The sequence below is a fragment of the Acinetobacter sp. P1(2023) genome (assembly GCF_028367635.1).
Taxonomy (GTDB): domain Bacteria; phylum Pseudomonadota; class Gammaproteobacteria; order Pseudomonadales; family Moraxellaceae; genus Acinetobacter; species Acinetobacter pittii_E.
The window spans coordinates 22,925-45,453 of the sequence record NZ_JAQNDD010000009.1 but is presented as its reverse complement, the minus strand read 5'-3'; the positions used below and the strand labels follow the sequence as shown (position 1 = coordinate 45,453).

Below are 22,529 nucleotides of genomic sequence, written 5' to 3'. Positions count from 1 at the left end.
TACGCTTTATGTTTACAAAACAAATACAAAGCAGATGAAGGGTATAAAAAAACAGATAACTGTCATATCAACAATTATCTGTTTAACTATTTTAAAATCAGTATGTTAAATAAGTCACACTTTACGCTTGAGTCACATGAATGCGTAATTCTTTAGGAAGGCTAAAAGTAATATTCTCTTCACGCCCCTCTAACTCTTTCGGTGCTTGAGCACCCCAATCTTGTAAACGTTGAATGACTTGTTTAATCAAGATTTCTGGCGCAGAAGCACCAGCGGTCACACCGATCTTGCAAGTCTCATTGAACCATGACTGCTCTAACTGATCAGCATTATCTACAAGGTAAGCAGCTTTACCCATACGCTCTGCAAGCTCACGTAATCGATTTGAATTTGATGAGTTAGGTGAACCTACAACTAATACCACATCACACTTCTCAGCTAAATCACGTACAGCATCTTGTCTGTTTTGAGTAGCATAGCAAATGTCATCTTTACGAGGACCCTGAATATGCGGAAATTTAGCACGCAAAGCATCAATAACTTTAGCTGTATCATCAATAGATAGCGTTGTTTGCGTTACAAATGCAAGCTTTTCAGGATGTCGTACGGTGAGTGCAGCAACATCAGCCTCATCTTCAACCAAATAAATATCACCGCCTTTTAATTTGTCATATTGGCCCATTGTGCCTTCGACTTCCGGGTGCCCTTCATGACCAATTAAAATGGCTTCAGTACCTTCACGCGCATATTTAGTCACTTCAATATGAACTTTAGTCACTAAAGGACAAGTTGCATCGAAAACTTTTAAACCTCGGCGTTCAGCTTCCTGTTGAACAGCTTTTGAAACACCGTGCGCACTAAAAATTACAATTGAGTCATCTGGAACCTGATCTAGTTCATCAACAAAAACGGCCCCTCTCTGACGTAAGTCATCAACCACAAATTTATTGTGTACAACTTCATGACGTACATAAATAGGTGGATTAAAACATTCCAAAGCCCGATTGACGATTGCTATGGCTCGATCAACACCGGCACAAAAACCACGCGGATTAGCTAACACAATTTCCATAACAGCCTCAAAATTAATAAAACAGGGGAATTTCTCTTGAATATTTGCAATTAAAACTATTCAGTTTAAACGCACGGTACACTACAATAGCGAAGATATTTTATCATATCAGGAAAAATATCATGTCGGGTCTATTGTTTGTCGTTTCTGCTGCATCAGGAACGGGCAAAACATCTTTGGTAAAAGCCCTGCTTGACCGTGTGAGCAATTTACATGTTTCAGTCTCGCATACAACCCGAGGTCAACGTCCCGGTGAGTTAGATGGTGTTCACTATCACTTCACTACAAAAGATGAATTTCTAGACCAAGTCAACCATGACGGCTTTATCGAATACGCTGAAGTATTTGGTAACTACTATGGCACTTCTCAAGCTACGGTAAAACAACAGTTAGCTCAAGGACACGATGTCTTACTTGAAATTGATTGGCAAGGTGCAGAACAAGTCCGCAAACTTTTCCCTGAATCAAAGCAAATATTTATTTTACCCCCAACTCAATTTGATCTGCGTCAGCGTTTATCTAATCGCGGCACTGACTCAGTTGAAGTCATTGAGCATCGTTTAAGCTGTGCAGTAGAAGATATGCAGCACTACACGAACTTTGACTACATCATTATCAATGATGATTTTAATAAAGCCTTACATGAGCTTGAAGCTGTGATTACAGCGAACCGTTTAGTGCTATCTCAGCAAGCAAAACGTCATCAAACATTAATCCGAGACTTGATTACTCCTCAACCAAAACAGGAATAACTTGAGTCTAGATCGAAAGCCTTTTATACTATTTAGTCTGTTCAAATTCACCATTCCAAAACGAGAACTTTTATGGCACGCGTCACCGTTGAAGATTGTTTAGATCATGTAGACAACCGTTTTGAGCTTGTGCTCGTTGCAAGTAAACGTGCTCGTCAATTGGCACGTCAAGGCATGGAGCCAACTGTAGAATGGGATAACGACAAACCGACTGTAGTTTCTTTGCGCGAAATCGCGGCAGGGCACGTTACGAAAGAAATTCTTAAACAACGTGAGCAAGATTACCAAACTTCTAGTCTTGATCTTGCCCTTTCTACAAACAGCTTGAATTTAGAAGGTTTTTCTTTCTAATTCACTCTGTTTCATAAAAAAACCATCGTTTTTTTGCGATGGTTTTTTATTTGGCTTTGCGCCATATTCAAACATATTGGGAAAAGCAATTATTTTCATTGAAAAAAAAATACACTTTTTCAAATGAAAAAATTGACAAGTTCCGCAATATGCTTTTCATTAAGAAGCAGATAGATTTAGTTTTTCAGCAATAGGAAAAAGGGTGATTTATGCCAGGCGAAGAGGTCAGCCAAGCCAAGCAACAGCTCAAATTAATTATCGACCCTTACTTATCGGTAAGCGAAGTCGAAAAAGTGCTTGCTGCCTGCGATTTTGCCGATCTAGCGCACACTGGCATTACACGTAAAAGTGGCGAACCCTATATTTTGCATCCGATTGCGGTAAGCTGCATTCTTGCAAACATGCGTTTAGATGCTGAAACTTTAATGGCAGCACTTTTGCATGATGTTATTGAAGATACTCAATATACAAAAGAAGATATTATTGAGAAATTTGGCCTAACCGTTGCCGAGCTAGTCGATGGTGTAACCAAACTTAGCCAATCAAGCGATAAAGAATATAACAAGGCAGCTTCATTCCGAAAAATCTTGCAAGCGACCTTACAAGATCCACGTGTCATCATTATTAAATTAGCAGATCGCTATCATAATATGACAACTCTAGGTGCTCTACGTCCAGATAAACGTGCCCGTATTGCTCAAGAAACTTTTGATATATTTGTACCGATGGCAAGATTAGTCGGCATGAATGAAATGGGCGATAATCTAGAGAATCTCTGTTATCAAAACCTTGATCTAGATATGTTTGATAATGTTCAAAATGCACTGCTTCAAACAAAGCCAGAACGTTGTAAATATCAAAGTATTTGGGAACAAAACCTCGCTGAACTTCTGCATAATTATCATATTCAAGGCCGTATTAAAAAGAAAAATAACAATATCGAATTATTGCGCCATTTCGTTAAAAACGAGATGGATCTCCAAGAGCTTACCCATAGTCATGCTTTTGAAATTGTTTTACAGTCTATTGCCGACTGTGACCGCTTAGTCGAAGCATTAAGAGAAAACTTTCAGGTTATCCAATATCAAGACCATATTCGTCGCCCATTACCTGGCGGGAACCAGTCTTTACTCATTAAGCTTAAAGGCGAAAAAACGACGCTATCTCTTACAATTCAAACCGAGTTAATGCGTAAAGCTGCCCGCTTTGGAGTCGTGTTAGGCGAAAATGCGCCGCAAACTTGTCGCTCTGCCATTCAAGCTTCAATGCAGAACTTAAATACATTAATTGATGGCGAATGTGCTAAAACAACTTTCAATGATTTACTCGATTACCTACACCAAGAAAAAATCTGGGTATATACGCCACATGGTCAACTGCATGAGCTGCCACAAGGCGCTACCGTAGTTGATTTTGCTTATTCAGCAAGTTTATTTTTAGGTAACCATGCCGTTGGCGCAAAAGTCGATGGTGAGATTAAACCACTTTCTACCCCATTAGTTAGCGGTCAGGTTATCGAGATTATTACGGATGTTTTGGCAACACCAAACCCAGACTGGCTAAGTTTTATTAATACGCAGAAAGCTCGTCGTGCATTACAGCATGTGCTTAAAGATCAAGATATCGAAGAACAACGTCTAGTTGGTGCGCAAGCCCTTTCTCGTGCACTGAAACTCTTTAATCGTTCAATCAATGACCTTTCTGACGCTGATTGGCTAGATCTGTTGCAATGGCGTCATATCGATAATAAAAATACATTGTTTGAACAAATTGCAGTAGGCGATTTATTACCTCAACTTGTAGCAAATCATCTGTTTGCCCATGACAAACACCCACAAGTGGAAAACTCAGATCGACTTATTCAAAGCACTGAAGGTGTCGACGTTAAATATGCACACTGCTGCAATCCAATTTTAGGCGATCCAATTCAAGGACACTTAACACGTCGTGGATTAATTGTGCATCGGATTCGCTGTCATAACTTACTACATGAACAACATCTACACCCTGAAAATATTATGCCGCTTCAATGGAAAGCAGATGATGTAGATGATGTCCGTTTTACAGCTTACCTTGCTATTTATATGGCAATGAATGATGAACAGGTATCAGATCTGATTTATCAATGCCGTAAAAACAATGCTGGGGTAGAGATGGTTCACTCAAATGAGCAAAGAACTTTTGTGAATATTGTAGTGAATAACCGTAAGCACATTGCAAAAGTCATCCGTGATTTACGCATGCACTATGGTTTCCCACGTATTGAACGTTTAGATGCTCCTACGCCACAAATGGAAATTTCAAAAGTAAGCTAAGTTTCTCTAGAGATGATTGACTAGATTTATGTTTCCTTAACAAAATCAAACTTTCCAAATTCACTTAATCAATTAAATCGATGGTACTTTTGTCCAAAGCTATCATCGATTATGATGGAAATAGATTTAATCAAGGAGAACCAAATGTCCCGCCAAGTCATTCATACTGAAAATGCCCCTGCTGCTATCGGCACCTATTCTCAAGCTATTTTAGTAGACAATACGCTATATCTTTCAGGGCAAATTGGTTTAGACCCATACAGTATGGAACTTGTAGAAGGTATTGAAGCTCAAATTCGCCGTGTATTTGATAATTTAAAAGCAGTTTGTGAAGCTGCTGGTGGATCACTTGCAGATATTGCTAAGCTCAATATCTTTTTAACTGACCTATCAAATTTCCAACTCGTAAACCAAATTATGGGTGAATATTTTGCTCAACCCTATCCTGCACGTGCAGCGCTTGGAGTAGCAAGCTTACCGAAAGGTGCACTAGTAGAAATGGACGGAATTGTAATTATTAATCAATAAGATATAAAAAATTAAAATATCTAAATTTCACTATTTAGCTTTTTAAAATATGAACCACCTTGGCATAAAAATCTAAATTATTTTTAGATTTCCGCTTAGGTGGTCTTTTTTTATTCAAAATCCCAATAAGTATAAATGAGATTTTAAATGAATTTCATTGACAAACGATAATAATTATCAATAATATCAATTATCGCATTTATATTTGGGGATCACTCCCATGTACGTTTGCTTGTGTCGTGGCATTACCGATCAGGATATTAAAGACGCTATTGAAAATGGCGCTGAAAGCTATCGTGAAATTCGCGACTTGCTTGATCTTGGTACATGCTGTGGACGCTGTGCACCAGAAGCTCGCGCTATCATTAGCGAAGAATTAGCAGAAATCGCTGCTCGCATTTCTGTAGCTGCATAATAAAAATGAATATTTAACAAAATTTATTGACTCCTCCACCGCTTTTTGCGGAACGTTCATAGTTCCTCATTCAAGCGGTTTTTTTTGGCATAAAAACCTTCTTTCTAATATTGTGTTGTTTTTGATTGCGATTTTCATTTGCTGTTCCATAAATTACTCGCCATCTCCATGATTGTTCACTAAAATGGATTTATAGATTGCCTTGATTAAGTTTGAGGCAGAAATTGTTTTGGAGTAGCTACAATGAAAGGCAATCGTGATGTCATTAATCAGCTCAATCAAGTGCTGTATCATCATTTAACTGCAATTAATCAATACTTTTTGCATTCACGTATGTTTAATGACTGGGGAATTGAGCAGCTTGGTTCTGCTGAATATAAAGAATCAATTCGTCAAATGAAACATGCTGATAAAATCATTGAACGTATTTTATTTTTAGAAGGTCTGCCTAACCTTCAACATTTAGGCAAACTTTATATTGGTCAACACACAGAAGAAGTTCTCCAGTGTGATATCCGTAAAGTAAAAGAAAATATAGAAGCAATTCAAAAAGCGGTTGCTTTAGCTGAAACAGAACAAGACTATGTGACTCGTGACCTTGTTCAAGAAATTTTAGAAAAAGAAGAAGAATATTGGGACTGGTTAGATACCCAAATTGACCTTATTGGTAGCGTAGGTATTGAAAACTATATCCAGAGCCAAATGTAATTTCTTATAAAAAAATCCCCTTATACTTAAGGGGATTTTTTTATTACTTTTCTTTTAGTAATTCCGATAGCGTTATTTTCTGTCTATAGAGATGCTGTAAAATAAATATCTGCTGCTGTGCCTGCTCTACTTTTCCATTATAAGCAAGCAATTTTGCGTATTTACGTAAGTTATATGGGGTAGGCTTATTCTTTACAAAATTTGCCCACTCAACCAAATCAGCTTCAGATAAAACATTTTGGGGATTAAGTTCAATCCACTTTAAACGCTGCTCAAACTGCGTTAAAACAAAAATTTTACCGCTTCCCATAAATTCAGCGTTTGGACGCTTATTATCAAAAAGTAAATTACTATTTAGAACGTAGACATTGTAATCACGTAGAATTGCAATAATAAGCAGCAAACTTACAACACATGACAAACGAAGCAAACGTTTACTGAGGACAATTCCTTTAAGCACAGGAGTCTGAGCTTGTATAATACCCAGTAGGAATCCACAAGTAAGTAAGAAATAAGCGTAACGCTGTGGAAACTCTAGCATGGCATGAATAAGTACTGTACATACCATCATAATCGCAATAATTGAGACGGTATTTTTAGCTTGTTGGTTTAACCAAATAAACCAGCAAGCAAAGTAAGTAATGATTACAGTACCCAGTGGAATACCATTCCAGATAATTAAATCGAGCAGCACATTATGAGCACTAGTCGTCCACTCTCCAGTTGGGAAAGCATGATAAACCGTCATTTGTGCCACACTGGTTTGATTCCAACCATAACCCAACCAAGGGTGCTGCTGTACAGCAAGTAACATTTGTGACCAGATATTAAAACGCATATACCCAGAGCTTGCTCTTTCAACCAAACTATTTGCTTGGGTTACATCAGTACTTGACCATGCTTCAATTAAACTAGTAGCAAACGGCAGAACTATGCCAGCCATTATGAAAAAACCAATACACCACAAGAAACCTTGAATAATCCCAAATCTTTTTTGCTTTTTAAATTGTTTAACTACCCAGTAGATGAATAAGAATGGAAAAACGATCCATGAAGTGCGTGACTGACTCAATGCAATGGTAAATAAAATAATCAGTGCTGAAGGCAATAATAACCACAATGTTACTTTATTTTTTTCATATAAATATAAACATCCTAATAACCCAATAATTAGGAATGTTGCCATATTATTGGGCTGACCAAAATTTCCATAAGGACGATTACCAATCAGATGAAGCATATGGACAAAATGTGACTCGATATTTAACCACTGGCAGATTGAAATAAAACAGGTCGCAATTGATACAATAATTATTAATAAACTAAAGCCAGAAAAAATTTGATCTCTCTTTTGTTGATCTAAAGATAGGTTGTAACCTGCCAAGACCATAAACCAAAAACCTAGCAAGTAAAATGAACTTAGTAAGGCCGTACTCAAATCAAAAATGAGACCAAAGCCCCATTGTACTAGCGGAATAAAAGTAAATGGCAGTAATAAGAGCTGTGCTCTAGGAATTTTAATATTTTGTTGAATTAAGGCGGCTGATACGCATAACCCAGCCCCGAATGTACTTACTTCACTTGAAAACATTACCCAAGGGCTATAATGAAATGGCGACAACCATGCAAAGCCCAACAGGATTGCAGCGAGGAATAGGAGGAATACTTGCATAGTGAGAGGTTAGAGACCAAAACTTGAGAGAATTATACATGGAACACTAAGGAACCGTTTAGATTCTCTATGTATGACTCTTTTGCAGTTACACGGTATTATCGTTAGGGAATCTGATTAGCAGGTATGAGATGTTCCGCTCCACCATAAAACCAAAAATTTGGTGCCATTCTTCCGACATAGCTACCACACCCCCAACACATTAAATCTTGTCCTAAGTACGTAATCGTAATGTACAAAAATAAAGCACCCCATAAACCAATTAATAGTTTCGTCGGTGTATAAGGATATTTCAAATATTCTTTAGAGGGTTGCCGCTGAGAAAAAGCAAATGCTAAAAATAAGGTACAGGCTATTTGTGAAGCAGGATAAACCATACTTCCTGAGAACATCGCATCAACTAAAATTGCAGCTAGGCCAGCTTTTGCAATAGGCAAAGTATTCTTATCTCGAAATAACCTAACAACTTGATATATCATCCAAACTAAAAAAATACATCCAACTATTCCCCATTCAAAAATTAATCTTAAGTATAAGTTATGTATGTGATGGCCATATTTATACTGAGTTTCTGAGAGATATCCTCCCCCCACTCCAGTCCATGGTTTTTCTTTCCATTGCTCGAAAACAAAACTCCACATCTCTGCACGCATAGATGTCCCAGCTCTCATTACGGTCATGGTATTTTTATCAGCAAAATAAATCGTAGTTTTATAAACAAAAAAAGCTAAAAAAATGTAAATACAGCTTTGTAAAATAAGCTTTCGATTTTCTCGAGAGCATATAAAGATAATCAATAATCCTGTCGCTACAGCAAGTAAGGCAGATCTAGCTCCGTCAAAAAACCATGCTAGAGCAAAAAAGAAAATAGCAAATGGATAAAAGTAATGAATATATGGATACTTTTTATTTTTCAAAAAAATTAGAAAAAAGAATATAGGCACGATAACACTGTCATAAATTCGGATCGTGCCAGAGTTAAATTGCCAATCGAACCATTGTTTATATAAAATAAAATTAGCGATAGAAACACAAATAAATAAACTAGGAATAAATGCTGAAACGACGATTAATGCTAGGCCATGCTCAATATTTCTTACACTCTTTAACTCATAGGTTAAAGCAGAAAATATAAATAATAATGCTATCGCAGACCAAAGTTCTTGAAACTGAAAGATGCTATAAGCTGTTACCTGTATAGTAGTTAATATACCAATCAGAAAAAAAATAATTTGAGTGAAAATTGAATATTCTATTTTTTTTGTAAAAATCAAAATGAATAAGGCACATAGTGCTAATGGGAATTGTAATAGACGAAGCTCATCATATTGAAAGACAGACCAGCCAATTTGATAACCTAATAATGCTGTAATAAGATAAATTCCTATTAGCAGGAATAGTATATTTTTTTTTAACATATTTATTTTCTTCAATAAAAAGAGAGGTTAAAACCTCTCTTTTTATTTATCTTAAAATTAAGATGCAGCACATCCTTTAGGAGCAAGCACTTTATTATCTGCATCTGTAATACCTGTAGTTGCACAAGTCCAAATGCCAGTTGCACCAACTCTTGTCCAAGTCATTACTGCACCAGTAACTTGAGAAGGAGCATTTTTAACAGTACATGCAATAGTTCCCGCACCGCTACCTGCTGCAAAGCCAGTTACAGCAATATCACAATTTGATGTATTTGCCTGAAGACCAAGATCACCTAAAGTAACTGCCTCGCCATTATTAATTCGCTCTTCAGCTACGGTTTTACCTGCTGAAATTTCTGACAAACTTGCTGTTAATTTAGACTTTGCTTGATATTTACTATATTGCGGAATCGCAATTGCTGCCAAAATACCAATAATGGCAACTACGATCATGAGTTCAATTAATGTAAAACCTTTTTGTGCATTCATAGCCTTTTCCCCAAAGATTGTATGTATGTTTTTATATAAGCTTTTTCAGCTATCAACTATATTGCAGCATCCATGCCAACTTTTATTAATATTTAAAAACAAATACTTATACTAAATTCAATTATTATTAGACTTATAACCGCTGTAAATAATTGACAAAAATTGTCACTCAAACTTTATTAATAATAGGTCACTAATAAAAAATCGCTCATTACTTATTTCAATTTTTTAATTCTTTATTGTGATAAAAATCTCATTAAAAATAGAAAAAAAGGTGACATTTTTTGTCAGTCACCTTTAAAAGTAAAAATAAGAAAATTAGCTAATATAGGAAGGTTACAAGGCAGCTTAATTCAGAATAATCGGAGCATTGCCTAATTCATTGGATTGATCGGGCATGTTTTCATCATAAAACCGTGACATCACCTCTCCAATTTGTTGTACGCCCATCACTACAGCTTGTTGATATTCTTTTTGCTTAAGCTTTTGTACTATTGCTTCACAAATCTGTTGCCAGACTTGATCGTTAGTCGCATTTCGAATGCCACGATCAAATACGATTTCTACTGTCCGTTCACATAAATTTAGGTATAACAATACACCACTATTTAATGCAGTGTCCCAAACGCCTAACTCTGCAAATAATTGCTGTGCTCTTAAACGTGTATTTTGTCTATACGCTTGTGAACATGGAATATGGCCTTCAATTACAACCTGTATTTCTCCAACATGCCCATGTTCTGCCTGCTGTACCGCATCAGCAATAGCTTGTTTATCTTGTTTGGAGAAATATCGGCTGCTGGCTGGCAAGTAACAAAAGTGCTTGAACCAACGTTTTAGGCTAGGTTCTACTGATTCCTCAATTTTTGGTTGAGTAATAATTTGTGTTGTTTCTGATGTTGTTACCATGAGCCTGAAGCACCTCCACCGCCAAAACGACCTCCGCCGCCGCCATAGCCTCCACCACCTCCACCGAAGCCACCTCCGCGACCGCCCCCACCAAAACCACTTAAAATGGCCTGTAAAATAAGTTGGGCAATTGAAGTAATGAGTAAAAAGAAAATACCAAAACCAAGTAATAAGCTGGTCACTAGCCCTGCCCCATTTACGAAACCTGCTACCGCAGCAGCAACACCTGCTGTAGAGGCACTAAGTGGACGACCGACAATAAATGACCCCACAATTCCAGCAACCAGAATAAATAAAGCCATTGTCAGCGTTGTCTGTTTGGCTTGTTGTTCTTCAGCAGCTTGATGTTGGCGCTCTTTCAAATCTTGAGCAGCTTGCTGAGCTACTTCTGGGTCAAGATTTAAAATTCTACCAATTTCATCCAGACCTGCATTTAAACCTTGCGCATATTGGGCTTGTTTAAAATAAGGTGTAATTTGGTTTCGAATAATCCGGCTTGCCACAATGTCAGGTAACACACCTTCTAAACCATAGCCGGTTAAAATTTGCATACGGCGATCATTTACAGCAACTGCAATGAGTAATCCATTGTCACGTTTAGATGATCCCAATTGCCACTTTTCACCAATGCGTAATGCATAATCAAAGATATCTTCTTGGCCAGTAGTAGAAACAATCACAATACCAATCTGTGCTTTGCCTTGTTGATATAAACTTAGAATTTTTTGATCGAGCTGCTGTTTCTCAGCCTCACTTAAAATGTTAGCTTGATCAATTACTGGCTGATTTAAAGTTGGCAAACCACGTATTGATTCACCATCAGCCATATCGTTAGCAACTTGGACTTGCGGGGCAGCGCTTAAAGCAGCTTGCCCCTCTAATTTAGTTGAAGAAGCTTGAGCTTGTTGCTTTTGTATAATTTTGCCAGCAACTACTGTATCAGTCTCATCCGTAGCAGTTGCAATATTACTTTCACTCCATGCCGTATTCTGAAAAAGAACACCACAACAGAGCAAAATTAAGGTCGAAATAAAGACCTTAATTTGCTTTGATTGAAGCAATAGAGTATTTATCATCCGGCACTCCTTTGATTTATAAAATTAATCAAAAGAAACTTTTGGAGCCTGTTGAGCAGAAGCTTCTGCAGAGAAATTGGCTTTTGGATGCATACCAATTACTTTTGCAGTTACTGCTTGCGGGAATTGACGAACATATGAGTTATAATCTTGTACCGTTGTAATATAACGATTACGTGCAACTGCAATGCGGTTTTCTGTACCCTCAAGTTGAACTTGTAATTCTTGGAATTGGGTATTCGCTTTCAAATCTGGGTAATTTTCCGAAACAGCAATGAGTCGAGATAATGCCCCTGTTAATTGACTTTGAGCCTGTTGATATTTTTCAAGTAAAGCTGGGTCTTCTAAAACTTCTTTATCAACTTTTAAACCCGCAACATTAGAACGCGCTTGGGTTACTTCGGTGAGTACTTGCTCTTCATGTTTAGCATAGCCTTTCACTACATTAACCAGGTTTGGTACCAAATCTGAACGACGTTGATATTGGTTTTGTACTTCAGACCAAGCTGCTGTTACAGCCTCATCTTTTACTTGTAGAGTGTTATAACCACATCCCGAAAACAGCAAGGTACTGGCAAGTGTTGTTGCAATCGCAAATTGTTTCAATGTTTTCATCGTCACATTATCCTCAAGTTTTTCTTTATATTTTTAACCTCTTTGCCTGATTGTATGATGATTTTGGCATTATTGTGTTGCTTTTATTTTATTGATTTTAAAAACCGGATTTTAGATCCGGTTATCTACTAGCTCAATCGCTGGTCTTTTTCTTGTTCAAAACTTGCCATTTGATATTCTTCTGCTAAAGAGCTTTTCCAGTAATTAACCATCCTGCCATAATCTTTTTGACTCGGATGAAAGTCTTTTTTGTAATATGCAAAGTATTCTGGCATTAACTGAACAAGCATCTTCAGTAGCAAATACAATCCAAATAGATTACCTCCAATTTTAGGCAAGCTGTTCCATTTATCTTGCCAAAATAAACGCGTTGTCCCATAAAAAGCGAGACTCGCAAATCCTGTAGTGACACTACGCATCAATAAACGTCGGATACGATCATCACCATACACATGTTGATAGACATCAAATGCGACCGAACGGTGTTCAATTTCTTCAATCGCATGCCATACCCAAAGTTTTAGCGCATCTTCATCTAGCGTTCTTAATAGCTCTGGGTGCTGCAATATATATCCCCCAAGTAAAGCAGTGAAATGCTCAAATGCACAGGTCAATGCCAATTGCAGCTTAGGTGGAATTGTTCTTAAATATTTATCGCGCTGATTTAGCCAATTTTGAAAACTGTCCAGATTATAATCATCACGTCGCCAAGCTTCATTAAACTCGCCATGTGCTTTGGAATGCATAGCCTCTTGTCCAATAAAAGCCGCAATTTGTGCTTGTAGTTGAGGATCTGAAACTTTATCACGCACATTACGTACGCTATTTACGAAAAACTGCTCTCCTACGGGAAACGTTGACGAGAGTGCTGTTAAAAAATGAGACATGAGAGGCGATTTTGCAAAATAGTGTCGCTTAATCGCTTTCGGATTAAACTCAAGACGACGTACTGTAATACCCAACGCTTTTCGACGATTTAAATATGATTTTTCTGCCGTCATACCTGCGATGTTCATATTCAACACCTATTGTATTGAAGAAGGAAGTTTCAAGTATGTCGCGAGTCTAAAAAGCTAAAAAGGGCGAAAAAGCTTATTGTATTTGCCAAAAACATCAAACTGATTAATGGTAGATAATAAAAAAGCCTACTTTTAAGTAGGCTTTTTTGAGTCTTTTAACAAATGGCGTTATTAAACACCAAGGTAGTCCAAAATACCTTCAGCAGCTTGGCGGCCTTCCCAGATCGCAGTTACGACAAGGTCTGAACCACGTACCATATCACCACCCGCAAAGATTTTCGGGTTTGATGTCTGGAATTTGAACTCTTGCTTTTCAGCTGCCACAACACGGCCTGAACCATCAAGATTAATATTCGCATTACCAAACCAGTCCGCTGGACTTGGACGGAAACCGAAAGCAAGTAAAACTGCATCTGCTGGCAATACTTCTTCAGAACCAGGAATTGGCTCAGGGCTACGACGGCCACGACTATCTGGTTCTCCCATTTGTGTCGTTACCACTTTTACGCCTGTCACTTTGCCATTTTCACCAACGATCTCGATCGGTTGACGATTGAATAGGAATTTTACACCCTCTTCATAGGCATTTTTTACTTCACGTGCAGAGCCTGGCATGTTGCTTTCATCACGGCGGTATGCACAAGTTACATCGTGAGCACCTTGACGTAAAGACGTACGGTTACAGTCCATAGCGGTATCACCACCACCTAGAACAATAACTTTTTTACCATCTAAACTGATGTATTCACTTGGATCTTTTTCCCAACCTTGGCAACGGTTCACGTTGGAAATTAAGAAATCAAGTGCATCATAAACACCGTCAAGATCTTCACCTGGGAAACCACCCTTCATGTAGGTGTAAGTACCCATACCCATGAATACAGCATCATATTCTGCAAGTAATTCATCAATCGTGATGTCTTTACCAATTTCCGTATTTAAACGGAATTCGATGCCCATACCTGTGAAAATTTCACGACGGCGTTTCATTACATCTTTTTCCATTTTAAATTCTGGAATACCGAATGTAAGTAAGCCACCAATTTCAGGACGCTTATCGAATACAACTGGTTTAACACCGCCGCGAGCTAGAATATCTGCACAGCCTAAACCAGCAGGACCAGCACCAATAATTGCAACTTTTTTGTCAGTCCATTTTACGCCTGACATATCTGGACGCCAGCCCAAAGCAAAGGCTGTATCGTTGATATATTTTTCAGCATTACCAATCGTCACTGCGCCAAAACCATCATTTAAGGTACAAGCACCCTCACATAAACGGTCTTGTGGACATACGCGACCACATACTTCAGGTAGCGTATTCGTTTGATGACAAAGCTCAGCAGCTTGGAAAATTTGGCCTTCAGCAATGAGTTTTAACCAGTTTGGAATGTAGTTATGTACAGGACATTTCCATTCACAATAAGGGTTACCACAGCCTAAACAACGGTGTGTCTGATTAGTGACAGTTTCCGATGTAAAAGGTTTATAAATTTCCACAAATTCTGCTTTGCGGACAGTAATATCTTTTTTCTCTGGATCTTGACGAGGTACATCCAGAAATTGAAAGTCATTATTTAGGCGTTCTGCCATGTCTCTCTCCGTGGGTAGGCGCGGATTTCCTTGTTGCCCGCACCTGCCTATGTCTTTGCAGTCGTGGAATTATTGTGGATCAGCTTGTGTTGTTTTCAAAAGCGTTTGCAAATTAGCAGCTTTTGGTTTCACAAGCCAGAATTTACGGCTGTAGAAATCGAACTCATTGCGGATCTTATAAGCCCAAGCACTACCAGTTTCTTTAATGTGCTCATCGATAATACGCAACAAGAACTCTTTATGATCTTCCATAGATTCTGTTGAAATACGATTTAAATCAATCAACTCGTGGTTGTAGTAATCTACGAAGTCATTATCAAGGTCAAGTACATAAGCAAAACCACCAGTCATGCCCGCACCAAAGTTATGGCCTACTTTACCAAGTACAGTCACAACACCACCTGTCATATATTCACAACAGTGATCACCAGCACCTTCGATTACAGCAAATGCACCAGAGTTACGAACTGCAAAACGCTCACCCGCTGTACCTGCTGCAAAAAGCTTACCGCCAGTTGCGCCATACAAACAGGTATTACCAATAATTGCCGTATTTTGTGTTTGGAAAGGCGAACCTTGTGGTGGGAAAATCGAAATACGACCACCAGCCATACCTTTACCTACGTAGTCGTTTGCATCACCCTCAAGACGGATATGTAAACCACCAGCATTCCAAACCCCTAGAGACTGACCAGCCGTACCAGTTAAGTTCATTACAACCGGATGTGCTTCCATACCCAAGTTGCCATAGCGACGAGCAATTTCACCTGATACACGAGCACCGATCGAACGGTCACAGTTCACGACCTTGAAGTTGAACTGACCACCTGCACTTGATTCAATTGCAGGAAGTATTTCAGCAACCATTTTCTCAGCTAAAACGCCTTTATCAAATGGTGCATTACCTTCTACTTGACAGTATTGCGCTTTACCTTCAGCAGAAGGATGTGAAGTTAATAACGCACTTAAATCAAGGTGAGCATGCTTTTCAGTTTCGCCCGGTAATACTTCAAGTAAATCAACACGACCAATTAAGTCTTTCAACGAAGAAACACCTAAAGCAGCCAACCATTCACGCGTTTCTTCCGCAATAAAGTGGAAGAAGTTGATGAGCATTTCTGGCTCGCCAATGTAGTGTTCTTGACGTAAATGATCTTGTTGAGTTGCAACACCAGTTGCACAGTTGTTTAAATGACAAATACGGAGGTATTTACAACCTAAAGCGATCATTGGTGTTGAACCAAAGCCGAAACTTTCCGCACCTAAAATTGCTGCCTTGATCACATCAAGACCAGTTTTTAAACCACCATCAGTTTGTACACGTACTTTTCCGCGCAAGTCGTTTACACGAAGTGCTTGATGCGCCTCACTAAGACCCAATTCCCATGGAGAACCCGCATGGTGAATTGAAGAAAGTGGAGATGCCGCCGTACCACCGTCATAACCAGAAATGGTAATGAAGTCCGCATAAGCTTTAGCAACACCTGCTGCAATTGTTCCTACACCCGGTTCAGATACCAATTTCACAGATACCATTGCTTTCGGGTTAACTTGTTTCAAGTCAAAAATTAACTGAGACAAATCTTCAATTGAGTAAATGTCATGGTGTGGCGGTGGTGAAATCAGAGTTACACCCGGTACCGAGTAACGTAAACGCGCGATTAAGCCATTTACTTTACCACCTGGTAACTGACCACCCTCACCTGGTTTTGCACCTTGAGCAACTTTAATTTGCAATACTTCAGCAGAAGTTAGGTATGCAGGAGTTACACCAAAACGACCAGATGCGATCTGTTTGATTTTCGAGTTACGAATTGTTCCGTAGCGAACAGGATCTTCACCGCCTTCACCAGAGTTTGAACGGCCACCAATCGTGTTCATCGCGATTGCAATTGCTTCATGTGCTTCTGGAGAAAGAGCGCCTAAAGACATGCCTGCTGAGTCAAAGCGAGGCAAGATATCTTCAACTGATTCAACTTGCTCAACTGGAATTGAATTCGTTGTTTTTAGCTTAAATAAGTCACGGATTGTCGCTACTGGACGGTTATTCACCAGCTCAGCATATTCTTTAAAGTCTTCGTATTTACCAGAGCGAACAGCTTTGTGTAATGCATTAATTACATCTGGGTTGAACGCATGATACTCTTTATCAAATACGAATTTAAGCAAACCACCCTGATCAATTGGCTTACGATTTGACCAAGCTGTTGCTGCTAATTTTTTCTGATCTTTTTCAAGGTCAGCAAATGTTGCGCCCTGAATACGGCTTGGAACGCCCAAGAAACATTGATCAACAACTTCAGATGACAAACCTACTGCTTCAAAAAGCTGACCACCGCGGTAAGACGCAACAGTAGAGATACCCATTTTTGAAAGAACTTTTAATAGGCCTTTCTCAATACCTTTACGGAAGTTTGCTTGCGCATGAATTGGATCACCTAAAAGTTCACCTTTAGCAATCAAATCATTGATCACGTCATATGCAAGGTATGGGTAAACTGCGGTTGCACCAAAACCAAGTAATACCGCAAATTGGTGCGGATCACGTGCAAAACCAGTTTCAACCATGATGTTCGCATCAGTACGTAAACCAGTTTTGATAAGGTAATGATGTACCGCACCTGTTGCAAGCGCTGCGTTTGCAGGTAATAAACCTTGGCGGATATTTTTATCTGTTAAAACAATTAAAGTTTTGCCGTCACGAACTGCTTGCGCCGCTTCTTCGCAGATACGCGTAATCGCAGCTTGCAAACCTTCTTCTTCAGCATAGTTTAAGTTGATATCAACTGCCTCATAACCCGGACGCTCAATGCTACGGATTTGCTGCATTTTTGAATTTGACAATACAGGGCTAGAGATAATGATACGATCAGCATGCTCAGGACCTTGCTCAAATACATTCTGCTCACGACCTAAACAGGTTTCGAGCGACATTACAATTGACTCACGAAGTGGGTCAATTGGCGGGTTTGTTACTTGAGCAAACTGTTGACGGAAATAATCTGTCACGTGGCGTACTTGACGAGACAATACAGCCATTGGCGTATCATCACCCATAGAACCTACAGCTTCTTGTCCACTTTCAGCAATTGGACGCAACAATTGATCGCGCTCTTCAAATGTCACCATAAACATTTTTTGAGCCGCTTTTAAAGCATCGCCAGTTAAACCTTTATCGACTAATTGTTCTTCAAGTTCCGGGGCTGCTTTTAAACGAATCGCATGGTCACGTAACCACTCACGGTACGGGCGCATGTTTTTCAAATGAGTACTAACATCTTTGGTATCAAGTACTTTACCTGTTAAGGTATCAACTACTAAAATTTGGCCAGGGCCTACACGACCTTTAGAAATAACATCTTCAGGCTCATAACCCCAAACACCAATTTCAGATGCCAAGGTAATGTAATCATTTTTGGTAATCACCCAACGTGCAGGACGTAAGCCATTACGGTCAAGCATACAAATCGCATGACGACCATCTTGAATAACAAGACCAGCTGGACCATCCCAAGCTTCCATATGCTTAGAGTTGAACTCATAGAAAGCACGTAAATCTGCATCTAGAGTTTCTACGTTTTGCCAAGCTGGTGGCACGAGCATACGTAAGGCACGGAATAAATCCATACCACCACCCACCAAGATCTCAAGCATATTATCTAAGCTTGATGAGTCTGAACCCGTACGGTTAACGATTGGGTCAAGCTCAGTGAGACCTGGTAATAATGGGTTTTCAAATTTAGGAGTACGCGCCAACGCCCAGTTACGGTTTGCTGTAATTGTGTTGATTTCACCATTGTGGGCAAGATAACGGAATGGCTGAGCCAAAGGCCAACGCGGTAATGTATTGGTAGAGAAGCGTTGGTGGAATACCACGATATGTGATTTTAAACGCTCATCTGCTAAGTCTGTATAGAACTCAGCAATTGCAGCCGGCATCATCAAGCCTTTATAGCTGATTACTGTTGAGCAAAGAGTAGTCACATAAAATGATGGATCATTTTGTAATTGTTGTTCTGCACGACGACGTGCCAAGAATAATTTACGATTAAATTCAACTTCAGTCACACCCATTGGACAGTTCACAATGACCTGTTCAAAAGCAGGGAGCGATTGAAGTGCAATTTCACCTAGTGCATCGTTATTTGTAGGGACAACACGCCAAGCCAGTACACGTAAGCCATCTGACTCGATTTCTTTCGTTAAAATATTTTTAGAATGTTGCGCTAATGCTGGATCAGTATTTAAAAATACAGTACCCACAGCAAAAATTTCACTCAGTGTAATATCACTTAGTTTTTTTGCTTCATCACGGAAAAATTGCTTTGGCATCGCCAATAGTAAGCCGCAACCATCTCCCGTCTTGCCATCTGCGGCAATACCACCACGGTGCGTCATGCAACTTAAACTGTGAATCGCGGTTTCCACAAGATGATGACTTGATTCACCCTTCATATGGGCAATCAGTCCAAAACCACAGTTATCCTTAAACTCATCAGGCTGATATAAACCTTGAGCGGGAGCTACAGTATTAGGCGATGGCATGTGCATAGCGTACCCTTCTTTCAATAAGGCTCTTTCGAGCGTCAAACAAACAACTTATTTCTGCGATATTGCCTATGGACGATAGTTAGCTCAATGTTTCGCAAAAAAAAATTTTGGGCTGATAAGCCAATATACGCTGTTCCATTTTTACGTACACTGGTTTTTGCTAGAAAAATGTTTTGACTTATTTCGCACTCTTTTAAAGCAGTTCGACCCCACGACTCTGCATAGAATTCACTCTTTAGAGCGCCAAAATAGTTTGCAGCACATTAATAAGCACAAGAATAAAGCAAAAACTATGCCAATATAATTTTTAGAGGTTAAGTGTTTATATTTGTTAAAAATAGATAGGTTTTATTCAGGTTATCATTTTAATAAATGACCAAATATGCACCACTGTCGATCAAAATATATATACGTTTTTTATTTTTGCACCACAATAGAGCAATTTAACCTTATGATTAATTGCCTCGTGCGCCCTCATTTGTTGCATTTTTTGTAGAAACTTCAGTTGTGCGATTTTGTTGATCCTTTTTAGCCGCATCAGCTGCACCAGAATTAGACTGATGCACATCTACTACATTTCCCTCAGCATCTCGACGAATAATTGTTGTTCGAGTTGTAGAGTTTGTTGCTGGAGTAGCTACTTTAGGTTGGGTATTCACGGTTCCACCTACGCCCGATCCTATGAGTAATGACTCATCAATTTTAGGCAAGGCAGCTGGACGTAAGCGCACTTCATAAGTTTGGCTCATTCCACCTTTCATTTCATCCGCTCCTAAATCATTGACCAATGGTGCATAGGTCGAGAATTGTTGCGGATGAGGTTTAACTGACTCAGGCAAATCAAGATTCAGTTGAGTTAATTGTTGAATAGCATCTTCAGAACGTTTAAATACGCCATACGTCACTACATATTGTTCAGATTGCTTATCTCCACTTAAACGGAAGTAGATAAATTTATTGCGCTCTGGACGATTTTTTAAAAAGTTTTTAATAATATCTTCATCAGACGCACGGAAAAGCTCAAGCGTCCATTGTTTCTTATTTTCATTAATAAATTTTGTACCGCGGAACTCTGCCTCATGCTGACCAGAAGCAACCGTACGGGTCGTTAAATCAAGAGGCCTAACTTCATCAGCTAAAGCCCCTAAATTAGCAGTTGTTGCTACTTTTTCAGGCTGAATTTGCACTGGTGCATCTGCATCAGCTGCTTTTTCAACTTCAACTAGCTTCTTACTATCGGTCATGACCCAGAAAATAAAGGCCAGAAACAAGCAGACGATACCACCCACCAACCAGATATATTGTTGAACATTCTGCCAAAGTGTACGTGATACAGTCATGCGTTACCTTAATTTATTATCCGTGTTGATTCGCCAAAATAGCTTGTTTCATGAGTTCGACATCAAAGTCTTTGGTAATTACTGCTTGTCCAAGTTGCTTTAACAACACTAAGCGTAATTGACCATTGAGGACTTTTTTATCATGAGCCATATATCCAAGGAATTCATCCAATGGAATTTTTGGACATGATATCGGCAAATTAGCGCGTTGAATAATTTTTTTTGTACGCTCTACATCATCGCTTGAAATCCAACCTAAGCGTTGTGATAAATCAGCGGCCATTACCATACCTGTTGCTACTGCTTCACCATGTAACCAAGTGCCATAACCCAAGTAAGATTCAATTGCATGACCGAAAGTATGCCCCAAGTTGAGTAAAGCTCGTTCGCCTTGCTCTTTTTCATCATTAGCCACAATACGCGCTTTATGAGCACATGAACGATAAACAGCTTCCGCTAAAAGCTCAGCATCCCGTCCAATCAACCCATCCATATTCTGCTCTAACCAAACGAGAAAATCAGCGTCGCCTAATAAAGCATATTTAATGACTTCCGATAATCCAGCCGATAACTCTCTATCTGGTAAAGTATTGAGTTGTGCCATATCGGCCAAAACGACTTGAGGTTGCTGAAATGCACCTAGCATATTTTTACCGAGTGGGTGGTTAATACCAGTTTTACCGCCTACACTTGAATCTACTTGTGAAAGGAGCGTAGTTGGAACCTGAACAAAATAAACACCGCGCTGGAAACATGCCGATGCAAAGCCAGCCATATCACCAATAACACCGCCGCCTAAAGCTAAAACCGTACAATCACGATTAAAGCCAGCTTCAAGTAATGCATCAAAAATCAAATTTAAATGCTGAATATCTTTATATTTTTCACCATCAGGCAAAATACAAGTCGCTACAGTTTTACCCAAACTTTTTAAAGCTTCTTGATAGTGAGATAAATATAAAGGAGCAACCGTTTCATTACTCACGATCATAACCTGTTGACCATGAAGATAAGGCTCAAGCAACTGCTTAGGATCAAGTTGACTGCCAATAAAAATAGGATAACGGCGTTCGCCTAATTCAACATGTAAAGTTTGCATGAGTTTATAAAACCACAAGTAAGTTTGGCTATTTTAGCGGGTTGGACAAAATAAGTTGCAGAATCTTTTGAGCAAGATCACGAGCAGCGCCCTGATTGGTTTCAATCGTGTAATGAGCAACTTCACGATATAAAGGGTCACGTATTTTTAATAAATCTCGTAATTTTTGTTCAGGATTTTCAACTTGTAATAACGGTCTGTTTTTATCGCGATAAGTTCGTTGTAATTGTAGTTCTACAGGGGTGTACAGATAAACAACTATACCACGTTGCTTTAGAAATTCGCGATTGGGTGCTTGAGTGATCGCCCCTCCTCCTGTCGCTAACACCAAGGCCTTACGGGAAGTCAACTCATTTATGACTACGGTTTCACGAGTACGAAATCCAATTTCCCCTTCTTTCTCAAAAATCCAGGGAATAGTGGCGCCTGTTTTGCGTTCAATTTCATGATCACTATCTAAAAATTCACGCCCTAATAGTTCGGCTAAATGACGTCCAACGGTTGTTTTTCCTGCCCCCATGGGCCCTACCAAATAAATATTTGGCAGGGTTTCAAACGCTTTGCTTGGCAAGGCGCCACCTATTTCAATTGCTTTCATTAAAAAATA

20 protein-coding genes and 1 pseudogene are annotated in these 22,529 nt (G+C 39.0%); 7 read left to right on the top strand and 14 right to left on the bottom strand.

Annotated features, from left to right (window positions below; genetic code table 11):
* Positions 1–121 precede the first annotated feature (121 nt).
* The gene (gene ispH / locus POD11_RS13450) at positions 122–1,072 is read right to left on the bottom strand and encodes a 4-hydroxy-3-methylbut-2-enyl diphosphate reductase (RefSeq protein WP_016142896.1); all 951 of its coding nucleotides are present in this window, start codon (positions 1,070–1,072) and stop codon (positions 122–124) included.
* A 122-nt stretch (positions 1,073–1,194) separates the two neighbouring features.
* On the opposite strand from ispH, the gene gmk reads away from it, so the two are divergent.
* The 5 genes from gmk to POD11_RS13425 all read left to right on the top strand — a co-directional run bounded on the left by gmk (position 1,195) and on the right by POD11_RS13425 (position 5,018).
* On the top strand, positions 1,195–1,824 hold the full coding sequence (gene gmk, locus POD11_RS13445) for a guanylate kinase (protein WP_262457503.1): 630 nt from the start codon (positions 1,195–1,197) through the stop codon (positions 1,822–1,824).
* 72 nt (positions 1,825–1,896) lie between these two features.
* Positions 1,897–2,175 (top strand): DNA-directed RNA polymerase subunit omega, encoded by a 279-nt coding sequence (gene rpoZ / locus POD11_RS13440; protein WP_002116990.1) that lies wholly within the window; start codon positions 1,897–1,899, stop codon positions 2,173–2,175.
* Positions 2,176–2,213: 38 nt separating this feature from the next.
* Positions 2,214–2,369: a hypothetical protein gene (locus POD11_RS13435; protein WP_014207816.1), complete on the top strand. Its 156-nt coding sequence runs from the start codon at positions 2,214–2,216 to the stop codon at positions 2,367–2,369.
* Between the two features lie 15 nt (positions 2,370–2,384).
* On the top strand, positions 2,385–4,490 hold the full coding sequence (locus POD11_RS13430) for a RelA/SpoT family protein (protein ID WP_016142894.1): 2,106 nt from the start codon (positions 2,385–2,387) through the stop codon (positions 4,488–4,490).
* Positions 4,491–4,634: 144 nt separating this feature from the next.
* Positions 4,635–5,018 carry a RidA family protein gene (locus POD11_RS13425; protein WP_002116996.1) on the top strand — a complete coding sequence of 128 codons (384 nt, stop codon included), beginning with the start codon at positions 4,635–4,637 and terminating at the stop codon, positions 5,016–5,018.
* A 37-nt stretch (positions 5,019–5,055) separates the two neighbouring features.
* On the opposite strand, the pseudogene POD11_RS13420 reads toward POD11_RS13425, so the two are convergent.
* Positions 5,056–5,136: pseudogene (locus POD11_RS13420) on the bottom strand (hypothetical protein); the annotation flags it as partial.
* 102 nt (positions 5,137–5,238) lie between these two features.
* Between POD11_RS13420 and POD11_RS13415 the strand changes: the two are divergent.
* Positions 5,239–5,433 carry a bacterioferritin-associated ferredoxin gene (locus POD11_RS13415; RefSeq protein ID WP_000289091.1) on the top strand — a complete coding sequence of 65 codons (195 nt, stop codon included), beginning with the start codon at positions 5,239–5,241 and terminating at the stop codon, positions 5,431–5,433.
* A 243-nt stretch (positions 5,434–5,676) separates the two neighbouring features.
* On the top strand, positions 5,677–6,141 hold the full coding sequence (gene bfr, locus POD11_RS13410) for a heteropolymeric bacterioferritin subunit Bfr (RefSeq protein ID WP_000678123.1): 465 nt from the start codon (positions 5,677–5,679) through the stop codon (positions 6,139–6,141).
* Positions 6,142–6,184: 43 nt separating this feature from the next.
* On the opposite strand, the gene POD11_RS13405 is transcribed toward bfr, so the two are convergent.
* The 12 genes from POD11_RS13405 to aroK all read right to left on the bottom strand — a co-directional run bounded on the left by POD11_RS13405 (position 6,185) and on the right by aroK (position 22,520).
* A complete protein-coding gene (locus POD11_RS13405; RefSeq protein WP_262457502.1) occupies positions 6,185–7,813 on the bottom strand; it encodes a PglL family O-oligosaccharyltransferase in 1,629 nt (542 codons plus the stop codon).
* Between the two features lie 104 nt (positions 7,814–7,917).
* On the bottom strand, positions 7,918–9,231 hold the full coding sequence (locus POD11_RS13400) for an O-antigen ligase family protein (protein WP_262457501.1): 1,314 nt from the start codon (positions 9,229–9,231) through the stop codon (positions 7,918–7,920).
* 57 nt (positions 9,232–9,288) lie between these two features.
* Positions 9,289–9,720: a pilin gene (locus tag POD11_RS13395; protein WP_262457500.1), complete on the bottom strand. Its 432-nt coding sequence runs from the start codon at positions 9,718–9,720 to the stop codon at positions 9,289–9,291.
* A gap of 348 nt (positions 9,721–10,068) precedes the next feature.
* Entirely contained in the window at positions 10,069–10,629 is a 561-nt protein-coding gene (locus POD11_RS13390; RefSeq protein WP_224992053.1) for a TPM domain-containing protein, read from the bottom strand.
* Complete coding sequence (locus POD11_RS13385; RefSeq protein WP_262457498.1) at positions 10,623–11,705, bottom strand: TPM domain-containing protein; 1,083 nt, start codon at positions 11,703–11,705, stop codon at positions 10,623–10,625. The genes POD11_RS13390 and POD11_RS13385 overlap by 7 nt, the downstream gene beginning before the upstream one ends.
* 24 nt (positions 11,706–11,729) lie before the next feature.
* Positions 11,730–12,320, bottom strand: a complete 591-nt coding sequence (locus tag POD11_RS13380; RefSeq protein WP_002117090.1) for a LemA family protein — start codon at positions 12,318–12,320, stop codon at positions 11,730–11,732.
* Between the two features lie 128 nt (positions 12,321–12,448).
* On the bottom strand, positions 12,449–13,336 hold the full coding sequence (locus POD11_RS13375) for a metal-dependent hydrolase (RefSeq protein WP_262457497.1): 888 nt from the start codon (positions 13,334–13,336) through the stop codon (positions 12,449–12,451).
* Between the two features lie 174 nt (positions 13,337–13,510).
* On the bottom strand, positions 13,511–14,932 hold the full coding sequence (locus POD11_RS13370; RefSeq protein ID WP_016142888.1) for an FAD-dependent oxidoreductase: 1,422 nt from the start codon (positions 14,930–14,932) through the stop codon (positions 13,511–13,513).
* 69 nt (positions 14,933–15,001) lie between these two features.
* Positions 15,002–19,477 carry a glutamate synthase large subunit gene (gene gltB / locus POD11_RS13365; protein WP_239967086.1) on the bottom strand — a complete coding sequence of 1,492 codons (4,476 nt, stop codon included), beginning with the start codon at positions 19,475–19,477 and terminating at the stop codon, positions 15,002–15,004.
* Positions 19,478–19,938: 461 nt separating this feature from the next.
* The gene (locus POD11_RS13360; protein ID WP_262457495.1) at positions 19,939–20,823 is read right to left on the bottom strand and encodes a hypothetical protein; all 885 of its coding nucleotides are present in this window, start codon (positions 20,821–20,823) and stop codon (positions 19,939–19,941) included.
* Between the two features lie 16 nt (positions 20,824–20,839).
* Positions 20,840–21,922, bottom strand: coding sequence for a 3-dehydroquinate synthase (gene aroB / locus POD11_RS13355; protein WP_016142885.1), 1,083 nt, complete (start codon positions 21,920–21,922; stop codon positions 20,840–20,842).
* A 28-nt stretch (positions 21,923–21,950) separates the two neighbouring features.
* Complete coding sequence (gene aroK / locus POD11_RS13350; protein ID WP_016142884.1) at positions 21,951–22,520, bottom strand: shikimate kinase AroK; 570 nt, start codon at positions 22,518–22,520, stop codon at positions 21,951–21,953.
* Between the last annotated feature and the right edge of the window lie 9 nt (positions 22,521–22,529).